General features: G+C 66.6%; 10 protein-coding genes. 1 reads left to right on the top strand and 9 read right to left on the bottom strand.

All coding sequences use genetic code 11. The annotated features are described in order from the left end of the window. From AKI01S_RS50015 to AKI01S_RS46465, 8 genes are all read right to left on the bottom strand, one after another. The coding region (locus AKI01S_RS50015) for a hypothetical protein (protein ID WP_439951715.1) at positions 1–271 on the bottom strand (271 nt) is incomplete at its 3' end. 497 nt (positions 272–768) lie between these two features. Then, a complete protein-coding gene (locus tag AKI01S_RS46490) occupies positions 769–1,176 on the bottom strand; it encodes a hypothetical protein (RefSeq protein ID WP_157420650.1) in 408 nt (135 codons plus the stop codon). Positions 1,177–1,449: 273 nt separating this feature from the next. Then, positions 1,450–1,575, bottom strand: a complete 126-nt coding sequence (locus tag AKI01S_RS54795; RefSeq protein WP_245682075.1) for a hypothetical protein — start codon at positions 1,573–1,575, stop codon at positions 1,450–1,452. 339 nt (positions 1,576–1,914) lie between these two features. Further along, positions 1,915–2,403, bottom strand: a complete 489-nt coding sequence (locus AKI01S_RS46480; RefSeq protein WP_084000922.1) for a hypothetical protein — start codon at positions 2,401–2,403, stop codon at positions 1,915–1,917. A gap of 123 nt (positions 2,404–2,526) precedes the next feature. Next, positions 2,527–3,066, bottom strand: coding sequence for a hypothetical protein (locus AKI01S_RS46475; RefSeq protein ID WP_067832903.1), 540 nt, complete (start codon positions 3,064–3,066; stop codon positions 2,527–2,529). A gap of 91 nt (positions 3,067–3,157) precedes the next feature. After that, on the bottom strand, positions 3,158–3,703 hold the full coding sequence (locus AKI01S_RS51455) for a hypothetical protein (protein ID WP_157420648.1): 546 nt from the start codon (positions 3,701–3,703) through the stop codon (positions 3,158–3,160). Between the two features lie 593 nt (positions 3,704–4,296). After that, the gene (locus tag AKI01S_RS46470) at positions 4,297–4,956 is read right to left on the bottom strand and encodes a response regulator transcription factor (protein ID WP_067832913.1); all 660 of its coding nucleotides are present in this window, start codon (positions 4,954–4,956) and stop codon (positions 4,297–4,299) included. Then, positions 4,956–7,091: a sensor histidine kinase gene (locus AKI01S_RS46465; protein WP_084000920.1), complete on the bottom strand. Its 2,136-nt coding sequence runs from the start codon at positions 7,089–7,091 to the stop codon at positions 4,956–4,958. The genes AKI01S_RS46470 and AKI01S_RS46465 overlap by 1 nt, the downstream gene beginning before the upstream one ends. A 369-nt stretch (positions 7,092–7,460) precedes the next feature. Between AKI01S_RS46465 and AKI01S_RS51450 the strand changes: the two genes are divergently transcribed. Further along, a complete protein-coding gene (locus AKI01S_RS51450; protein ID WP_157420646.1) occupies positions 7,461–7,964 on the top strand; it encodes a hypothetical protein in 504 nt (167 codons plus the stop codon). A 339-nt stretch (positions 7,965–8,303) separates the two neighbouring features. Here AKI01S_RS51450 and AKI01S_RS50005 read toward each other — a convergent pair whose 3' ends face one another. Beyond that, entirely contained in the window at positions 8,304–8,855 is a 552-nt protein-coding gene (locus tag AKI01S_RS50005) for a tyrosine-type recombinase/integrase (RefSeq protein WP_245682074.1), read from the bottom strand. Positions 8,856–10,583: the final 1,728 nt, after the last annotated feature.

Below are 10,583 nucleotides of genomic sequence, written 5' to 3'. Positions count from 1 at the left end.
TCTTTTTCGGGATGTAGACCCTTTTGGCCGGGCTCCACCGATACCGCTCATGACGCAACGCGTCGATGATGCGGTCGATCGTGCTCAGTGACATGCCATCCACAGTTTCCCCGGTGACCCCGGGCGTCATCGCTCCTTTGTTTGAGTACAGACGTCCGTAGGCCAGCAGATACAACTCCTTGTTGAACAGTTGTCGATACAGTTCGTTACACGGCAGGCCACGCCTGCCGCGCTCACGGAGGACACCCAGCACCGTTTCGGCGTTCTGCATTTCGCATACCTCCCGAGACTTGGATGTCCGATCACCTGGCCCCCTTCGCCCTGCGGACGGTCTTCCCGTCCTCCTTGGCCGGGCGTTACTCCGGCGACTACTACGGGGCCTCCGTCGCCATGGGAAGATCTCCTCCCGTAGGCGATCCCATGTTCGTCCCTGTTGTACGTGACAGCGTGACTTAGGCGCCCCATTCATCCCCTTGAATGCCCTCACTGGGCATCGCTCCGCGTCCTGGAGGTTGCATCGGGCATTCACCAAACCCGTTGCAGGACCGGCGCCGGCGTCAGATGCCTTTCCGGCGGATTCGACCTTCAATCTTCTGGGGATTGGGGTTCAGGCAATCCAGCTTTCGCCATATCACGCGGACCTCCCGGACGCATCATCACTGACATCTGATCCGATCGCCGGTTTTCTGGCATGCTATGGTCCCCATCGCCGTTTCCGGTCTGGGTAAGCCATCAGGTCCGAGAATCTCCCTCCAAATTCCCCCCCGACTAGATCGGGGATACAACAGGGCGCCTCATGGCGCACGTGTAGCGGTCGGTGATCTGGCCTTGCCGGGTGGTGTCCAGGGTGCGGGCGGTGTAGAGCAGTCCGGCGGCGGTGAACACCACGCCCACGATCACCACCAGGCCGGTGACCGACTGCATCAATGCCTGGCGGGCGCTGTTGACCGCCTCGACCCGCTCGGCCGGGGTCAGCGCGGAGCGTTCGGTGGCGGTCAGCTCGGCCTGCTCACCGGCTAGCCGCCGGGCGCCCGGTCCCAGCAGACCCCACAACGCCAGCACCGCCGCGCCGCCCACCGCCGTCCCGCCCAGCAGCCACCGCCAAAGGTCCAAGGGCGCCCAGACCACCGCGCCCCACACGGCCTCCAGCACGCCCAACGCCAGCAGAGTGGCCACCACTTCGGAGGTCTTGAGCCGCTACATCGCCGTCCTCTGCCGTGGGGCGTCGCTAGGGTCGGACACGAGTTAGACCCGCCGCCGGTCCCGGCGGTTTACCGCACGCGCCGACCGGAACCGACGGGATCTCGCCGGGTCACCTGGGGGTCCCGGTAGTAATCGCCGAAAATCCCACGAACCTATATCTGACCTGCGGTTTTTGACAGGCAGCTCACCCCAAAGCACAACCCGGCCGCCTCCCGGAAGTCCCGCCGGAGCGCCCGGAATCCCGGCCTACCCCGGAACCCCAATCGGTCCAAACCGGGTGGAGAAGTTCACCCGCGCCACCCGCCGAATCTGGTCCGCATCCACACCCACCACGCCGCGCAGGTCCGCGCCGCGTAGATCCGCGCCTTCCAGGTCCGCCTCCCCGCAGGCGTGCTCCGCGTAGATCCGCGCCCCTCAGGTCCGCGCCGCATAGATCCGCCTCCCACATGCCTACCCCGCGTAGGTCCGCCTTCCACAACGCGGGTGTCTCGAGCAGACCGGCGTGGTGGTCGCCGCAGTGGCGTCACTGGAGGACCGGGAGCAGCACGACACTGGTCAGCTGGAGGTGTTCGTCGGCTGCGAGGTCGTCGACGGCCAGGGCCACGCGGCCGCAGACGGCGGGACGGCACGCTGGTGCCAGCTGCCGCAGCTGTCCGAGTTCCTCCCAGGCGGACTGTACCGGCCAGTGCAGTACTACCTTGAGCCAGAGATTTAGCGCGGCGGCACAGAGTACAGTTTGATCTTGAAGTTTTCGCCGCCGTAGAGGGACTCGTAGTAGATCTCCAGGTCCATACGGTGGATCAGCTCCCAGAACCAGTTGTGTTCGTGCCGGTCGAAGTCGGTGAGGGCGAACAGTGGCCCTTCGAACCCTGTTGGGAGCGCTCGTGGTCCCTCGAACGTCATGATCCTTGGTCGGGCTGGCAGGGAGTTTCGGAGATCTCTGAGGTTGGCGATCTCCCAAGCTCCGACTGGGTCGCCGTCGAGCGTCAACGCAGTGTTGGTGATGATGGCGGGGCCGAGTCCGCGATTGACGATCTTGATTCCGGCCTGGCTGTCGTTGCGGTAGACCCACAGTTCCAGCAAGGGACGCACAGCATTCCGGTTGTGCTGACGCACAGCCCGAGCCTCGAAAATTGAGGTCACCAGGGATATCAAGGCGATGCCTGTTGCGCAGATCGCGATGGTGGTGTTGGCGTCCAAGAGGTCCTCTGACTCCATTCGCAGGAGTGCGGCCGCTTTTTGGCCTGTTGCTGTTGGACTGGTCCTGACGCCGTCTGGTTCCTTCGCAGAAGTCTGGCTGTGGTCGAGTGAGCGAAGGGGCGGTCAGGGCTTGGAGCGCCGGAGTTTGTCGTCGGTAAGGTCGATCTGCAGGCCTACGATGGGAGCACCCCAGTACTCGATCAGGCTGTCGAGGATGTAGTAGCGGGCCTCGGAGTCCAGCGCTCGTACGAGTCCTGTGGCGGCAGGAAAACCTCCGCAGCGGAGGGCTTCAACGAGGGCGGGGAGTGCTTCGCCAGAGATCGCCATGCTGATGAGGCCAGCGGTTCCGTGGCCGAGTGGGTTGGCTGCGCCGGGTAGCCCACCGCCGGTCGCTTTGGCAGCGCGCTCACAGGCACCCAGTAGGTGAACGATGTGGATTGGGCCATCACGGTCATCGCCAGCGATTTCGCGCATCACCTCAGTGACACTCTCGTCGGTGAGCTGGAGGTATGCGGCGATCATGCGGGCGAGCGGGGCGGGGTCTACGTCGTAGACACGCGGGATGCGTCGATCCTCGGGGGCATCTCCGAAGTCGGGGGAGTCGACCCATTGCAGGTCGCCGATGAGGCCAGGGATGCCTGGGGTCCTGCGGGTGTTGTCCATGCGGGAGTGGTGCCCGAGGGTGGTGAACTGGACGCAAGGTGTGCCGGTAGTGGACGGCTAGCCACGACTACGTCCACTGACGGTTGACAGGTTAGGTTGGCCACGCCGCTTGCGCTTCTCCAAAACGAGTCCCTGCCTGCTGCCGCGCTGTGGTGAACCACTTCGCGATCTGGCTAAGCGCGCGCTCCACGGGCTTACTTGCCAGCCCAACTTCGTAAGCTGCCTCGCCGTCAGGATCGTTGAATCCCGGGTCCGGAGGCGGAAGCTCGGAGAGGCGACGCCATCGGATGTGCACACCAGGAGTGACCGGAGGCGTCAGTGGCGCAGTGAGGCCTGATCGTTCAATAACGAGCGCGCGCTGGTGCCCACATCGATTGCGGGCGAACAGCAGCGCCCGTAGATGGCTTCCTTCTTCGGTTGCGTCGCGGCGGCTTCGGTAGCCGGCCTTGTCAAGCTTGAAGAAACCTTCGTCTGCGCTGATGGCCCACCACAGAGCTTCTGCGAGTGGAGCGAAGATGACGACCGCAGGAACATTTGGATTGTTCGCCTGATCAAGGAACCGTTGGTAAGCCTGCTCAAAGCCGTAGAGGGCGGAGACTACGCGAAACTCAGGGACGTCTGGAGTGACCGAGACCATGGCCTGGATGATTCCAGATCGAGGTTGGCGGTCGGTGAGGGTTTCACTTCTTCGGATGCGCCTTGAGGTAGGCGGCTTCGACGTCGGGCGGGGCCTGCCCGGGTGTGACTTTTCCAGTTTGAAGGCTCTGGCGAACTTTGTGTGGAGCCGTCACATGCTGTAGTTATCCAGCGGAGCCGAGGCTGTGAACGCATGACTTCATCGCTGTCCAGAGGCCTCCTCGGTCAGGAGTGGAACGACGCTTGGGTGATGCTCGGGTCGAGCATCACACAGACTTCGCCAGAGCCAGTTTGAAGGCGGGGTTTCTTGTGCGGTAGGTGGCGGGCTACCTGCGCTCCTGTACCCGACTGCCTCAACCGCCGAGCGCCTGGAGGAGCAGGGGCGTGCTCATAGACGATCCTCTTGATCACCTCGATGCCGATCGTCATGGCGGCCTGCTGGTAGCTGCTCCCGGGGCAGAACCGGTGACGTCACCGAGGTAGGGGTTCAGCGGGGCCGTAAAGTTCCCTTTCTTCTGAGCCCGTTTGTGGGAAGTGTGAACCTGGTGAGCTTGTGCTGCCCTGGGAAGCTAGTTCCGGGGTGTGGGGGATGGGTCAGGTGTGGGTGCCCAGGCCTGCTTGGCGTGCCATGGTGATGAGGTCGTCGTGTTCGGTGACGCCGAGTTTGGTCTTGATGTCGTTGATGGCGTTCACGACTCGTTTGGTGCTGATGCCGAGGCGGTTGGCGGTGCTGCGGGTGGTCTGTCGTGGCATGGCCAGGATGTTGAGGATTTCGCGTTCGCGTGGGGTGAGCTGGGGGAAGGCGTTCTCGCGTCGGGCGGTGGCCAGTTGGTCGAACCAGGGGCGCATCCGGGCGGTGTCGGAAAGGCTGACGATCCAGGCGCCGGATGCTGCGGCGTGGATCGCGCGGGGTAGTTGCGTTTCGTCGTCGTCTTTGACCAGGAAGCCGCAGGCGCCGGCGCGCATGGCGGCCATCACGTTGGGGTCCTGCTCGAAGGAGGAGTGGACCAGGACCTTGGTTTGGGGGCGGACTCGTTGGATCTCGCGGGTGGCCCAGATGCCGTCGCCGTCGGGCATGCGCACGTCCATGACGATCACGTCGGGATGGCATTCCAGGACTTGCTGTACTGCTTGTTTGCCGGTGCTGGCTTCGGCCACGACGGTGATGGTGGGGTCGCCCTCCAGGAGGGCTCGGATGCCGTAGCGGGCAAAGGCGTGGTCGTCGGCGATCACCACGCGGATGGGTGCCGTCATCACCGCGCCCCGTCCTGGCCGGTGCCGTCCTCACCGCGTTCGGCGTGTCGGTGGGTCGGTGGGGGTTGGGGCAGTGTGCGGGGCAGGTGGGCGATGACCTGGGTGCCGCCGCTGGTGCGGGGCCCGATGTGAAAACTGCCGCCGATCTCGGTGGCACGTTCGCGCATGGAGGTCACTCCGATCCCGGGCCGCAGCTGTGTGGGCAGGCCCGGCCCGTTGTCGGCAACCGTTACCGCCAGTGTCCCCTCGTCCAGGCCCAAACGCACCCAGCACGTGGCGGTGGGTGCATGGCGGAGCACGTTGGCCACGGCCTCGGTCACGATCCAGTAGGCGGCCTCTTCGGTGGCGGCCGCCATCTGCGGGATCTGCGGCGGCAGGTCGGTGTGCACCGGTGAGGACATCCGGCTGATGAAGGCCAGTGTGGCCTCACGCAGCCCGAGCTGATCGACCGGAGAACGCAGGCCCATGGAGATCCGGCGTAGGTCCTGGTTGCCTTGCCGCAGGTTGGCCAGCGTGGTCGCCAGCATCTCCTGTGCCTTGGCCGGATCGCTGCGTAGAACCTGGCAGGTGGCTTGGAGCGTCCAGATGGCCCCGGTGAGGACGGGGCCGATCCCATCGTGCAGATCCCGGGCCAGGCGACGGCGCTCCTCGGCCCGGGCGGTGACCGCGCGTTCCTGCGAACGCGACAGCATCAACGACAGCCGCACCCCCGCTGCGGCCTGGCTGAGGTGACGGGCCACGTCGGCCAGCAGCCGCAGGTCCGCGCGCGACAACCGGGTCTCGGACGGGCGGGCGCCCACCACCAACGCACCGATGCGCTCACCTTGATGCACCAGGTCGAACCGTGCCGCCTCGGCCGTCGGCCTGCCGTACCGGGCTGCTGGGGCCGCAGTAGGCCGGGTGGCGGTCGGGTACTCCAACTCGACGGCCACATACTCCAGGCGCAACGCGTTGGCCACAGTCGCGGCGGCCTCGGGGAGCACCTGCGCGGGTCCGGTCGTGGCCTCCAACCGGCGCCCCAGATCCGCTAGCGCCGCATACGGATCATCTCGCAACCCGTAGACCCACCGGCTCACCACCCGCTGCAAGCCTTGCCGCAGCGGCTGCAATGCGACCGCCACCACACCGGTCGCCAACAACGCCGTCACCGTCCCAGAACTTTGCAGCACCAGGCCCAGCCCGCTGACCGAGGCGATGTAGAGCACGACCACACACCCGGTCAGCCCCAGATACAGCAGCGAGCGGCTCAGTAGCCGGTCGATGTCGAACAGATGGTGTCGCACGATCGCGACCGCGATGGCCATGCTCAGCGTGACGGTGGCCAGATCCACTGCGAGCGTCGCGAAGGCATCGTCGTGGAAGGGAACAATTCCCAGCACCATGGTGACGTTCACCAGCATCGCGAACGTCACCCATTTGATCTGTTGGCGGACTACTGCTCCGTTGATGGCGTATCGCCGGAGCAGCGAAGCGGTCGCGATAACCAGCGGGCCAGCGACGAGCACCAGCGACAACGGGCCTTCGGTGCTGTTGACGAACTCCATCAGGGGGACGACGAACGGGTTGGGCACGGTCGGGAAGTAGTCACGGCTCACCGGGCCAGGAGCCAAAGCCGCGCACGGTAGCACCAGGGCGGCGGCTGCGCCGAGGTACCAGGCGGCGATCCGCCATCGTGGAGTTGGCAATCGGCCGTTGGGGAACAGCAGCAGGAGGAAGAAGAGGGGGAAGACGTGGAGAGCGAAGGCCCAGTTCGACACCCAGGCGGCGACCACACCACCTGGCAGGTGGCTTGAGAGTGCGGCCAGGCCGTAGGCATGGGCCAGACTGTCGACAGAAGCCCCAAATGCGGACAGGAGCAGCAGCCATCCGACCGGGTTGCGGGGTCGGCGTCCGGCGATGACCGCGCCGGGTGTGGCGTACAGGGCGAACATCGCTGGTTCGAGCAGCGCAATCTTCCATGGATGCCAGTCCGGTCGTGGCGCGGACCGGCTCAGCAGCACAAAGACCGCGATCGCTCCGCACACCACTACCACCAGAGCCCACCCGGTCCATGCCGTGCGCTTGCCGAGCCGCCGGAGGGCCGCCCCCGCCTTCGGGCTCGTAGGCGATGTGTGCGTTCTCGTTGGCTGGTTCATCGCGCACCTCCTCTCCACCGACTCTCAATGAGAGGTATCCCGGCTGCCAGGGGCGTTTTCCCGAGCGTCCGGGCCTTTTCCTGACCGCTCGGGAACCAGGCATATACCGCCAAGGCCCATGCGTGATTAAGGGCTGACGCAGCGCAGTTGGGTATGTCCACCTGATCGCCTCACGCCGCCGGGCCGGATTTGGCCTACCGCCCTGGTTGCGCTCTCCCGGCACGGCGGTCCACCGCCCCGTGACCATGGGATTCCCCTCGGTACACGCTTTGTCCTGCACGGCTGCGAAACGCGGGAGCACCCCGCGTCGGCCGGCACGGTGGGCGGCACCTCACGGCCGTCACCGCCGTAGCGGGCAAGGAGCCCCTCATGAACAGCCTCAACGGCCCTGCACACCGAGCAAGGGCGCGTGTGGCGGTCGTCGCCTTGGTCGCGCTGATCGTCACGGTGATCTCGATGACCAGCGGTTGCGGCCAAGGCACTGCCCGGTCCGATGCGACGTCGCAGCACTCCACGTCGTCCTCACCCACGGCCGTCCAGACAACGACCGCTGATGCGGCCGTGCCCGAGTCGACGCCGTCGGCCAGCGCGATTCCGGCGGTCCTGATCGGCACCTGGAGCGGCGGGACCCAGGGCGCCACCGCGTACTGGAGCTACACCTTCACCGCCGACGGGTCCGTCGTCCTGCAGAACGCGCGGGCGGACACCTGGCTCGAGGGCACCGTCGAGATCAACGGCTCGAGCATGACCCTCAACTTCCCCTACCAGTCACCCGTGACGTGCACCTGGTCGGTGACCCACGTCAACCTCGGCGACGGCCTCAACTACTACGACCTGGACCTCAACGGATACAGCTACGTCCGCGACGCCTGACCAACAGACCCCGGCAGTGCCGCACCCAGCTGGCGGCACACCAGCAGCAAGGTCAACCTGCCCAGCATGAAAGGCCGTTCCCTCCGGCTCACCGTCGGCCGGGGGAAGCAAAGAGAGCCTCACCTACACCAGGCGGTCAGCCGCCCCGCAGGAGCCGGTCTCCTGGGGGCGGCTAACCGTTTCACCCTTACTAGCCCGTCGGCCGATCAGCAGATGCCAAGCTGCGCCGAGCTCGAAACTCCAATGCTTGGTCTCATCGGATCATCAGCGCGCCTTGCTGTGTGGGGTTAGTTGCATCGCGCCTGCGTGGGCGGCCTGATGCTGTGGGAGGCACGGCGTTCAGCGCGGGCGGCGGCGTGCGTGGGGGTCGTGTTCGGCGGTGATGCGGGCGGAGGTGGCTTCGCCGAGGCGGACGTAGCGGCCCAGGCTGGACAGGTGGGCGTGGCGGGACTTGGCCTGGAGCTCGGGTGCGGTGCGTCCGGCGGCGGCCAGGTCGGTCAGGGTGCTGTGACGCAGCTGGTGCAGCGTCCACCCCTGCCCGTGTGGGTCGTGGGCCCATGATGCCTGTTTGAACAGGTACTCGGCGCGCGGGTAGGACAGGCGGCCGCGTCCGGTGGTGGGACAGATGTCGGCGGCGGCCGGCGCGCGGGGCCCGGAGGTGGGGACGCGGCGGTCGGACAGGAACACCGGCCCGGCGGTGCGGCCTTGTAGGAGGCGCGGGAGCAGGCGGGCGGTGGCGGTGCCCCAGTGCACGTATTCGATCGCGCCGCCTTTGGAGACCACGCGGGCGCGGCGCAGCGACAGGTCCAGGTCCTCGATGTCCAGCGACAGGATCTCGGTGGCGCGGGCAGCGGTCTCGCGCAGCAGCTGCCACAGCACCCGCTCACGCACGCCGTGGGAGCGATCGGCCAGCAGCCGGTCCAGCCGAGCACGTGGGAGGGCGCGGTCGCCGCGGCGGGTGGGCGTGCGGCGCTCCAGGCGGCGAGCCGGGTTGGTCTCCAGGAACTCCTGGCGTTGGGCCCAGGTGGTGAACGAGGCCAGTGCCGACAGGTGCCGGTTCCAGGTCGCCGGGGCCGCGCGGTGCCAGCGGCCCCACCGCCCTAGTCACCCTGACCGATCTGGCGGCGCCAGCTGCGGCCGGTTCCGGACCCGAAACCACCGCGGGTCTGCCCTGACCGACCGTCAGCGAACCCGCCCAAGTCCCTGCCCCGCCCGACCGGCCGAGATCTTCGCCCAGCCGGACAGGATCACCAGCAGGTGGTCGGCGCGATTGCCCTCGTGCTACAGCACGTGCCCGACGGGCAGCCGGACGCGTTCGGCGGCCTCGACGAACGCGGTCTGCTCGACCACGGTCAGCGCGTGCCAGAACCGGGCCTGCGAGGGCGGCACCGGAACGGCGCCGAAGTCCTCCAGGCTCGTGGGCGGGGGCCGCCCGTCGCCTCGGACAGGGCCGGGTACAGCACCGGGTCGTCGCTGATGCGTTGACCTGCGATGAGGGTGCTGAGCGGACCGGACAGAGCACCGTTTCTATCCGGCAGGTTCCTCGGCTCCGAACCTGTTGAAGATGAACATCTGCACGATGTTCAACAGCTTCGCCAGCAACGCGAACGGCGACGGCACCAGCAGACAGGTGTGCAGGCCGTGGCCCTACTCGGCGGGCATCCCCGGCGAGGGTCGGACACCGTACCGGAACATCCGCCCCTGGGACGACGGCGCCGCGTCAGGCATCACACGGCCCTTCCAAAAGCTAGGCTTGTGCGTGCTTGGTCATAAAGGAGTCATCCCAACCACGTGTAGCCCGGACTCGTCCGGAAGTGCACGCCAGGCGATCAGCCGGGCGGGGTCCGCCGGCCGCTCCACGGTCGGCATCGATGGGAAGGCACCGACGTGGCACGGCACCGTAGGGAACGGCGTCCCAAACGCGACCGGGGATGGCAGAAGATCGTCGCCATGGTGGTCTTGTGGATCATCCGGACGATTCTCTGGTTCGTCTTCATGAGCGGGGGTGACGTTTGATCTATGCGGCGGGGAGCGATCCCCGCAGGGGAGTGATCCCCTGGTAACACGGAACGGCCACCTACCAGGAGCCTCGACAGTTCCTGCCGGTAGGTGGCCGTTTCGCGTTGGTGCGGGTCCTCCCGCACGACCTGAGCGCTGTCCAACAGCTTTCTTACTGCTGTCATACAGCTGTCCCAGCTCAGCACAAACGCTCGATCACGCGAGCGTCCACGCAGAGGTGTGCAAGTTGACTGGCGCACCTCCAACCTACCTTGAACAGCCCGACTGAATCGACTGGAGCTCCGGCGGCCCTCCGCCCGGTCACTGCGTGTTCGCGGACAGCCCCAGGTCACAAGGTCTCTGGCTGCGCCTCCAGCTCAGTGGATAACTGTCCTTATCCACTGAGCACCGCTAGGATCTCAGCGGATAACACCGCCGGAGCGACAGCGGAACCCTGGCGAAAACTCAGCGGATAACAAGGAGGGACCGTGGGCGAACCCGCCGAGGTCGTCGCATTGCGGCCAGGCACCGCTCCGGGCGCGGCGCGCGGGGCCGATCTGGAGGGCGCGCTGGAGCGGGCGCTGGCCGCCCTCGAGTGGCACCTGGACCGGTGTGCGCTGG

The organism is Actinomadura kijaniata NBRC 14229, from assembly GCF_001552175.1.
GTDB lineage: Bacteria > Actinomycetota > Actinomycetes > Streptosporangiales > Streptosporangiaceae > Spirillospora > Spirillospora kijaniata.
The sequence above is the reverse complement of the archived record's forward strand: the minus strand, read 5'-3'. Positions and strand labels throughout refer to the sequence as shown.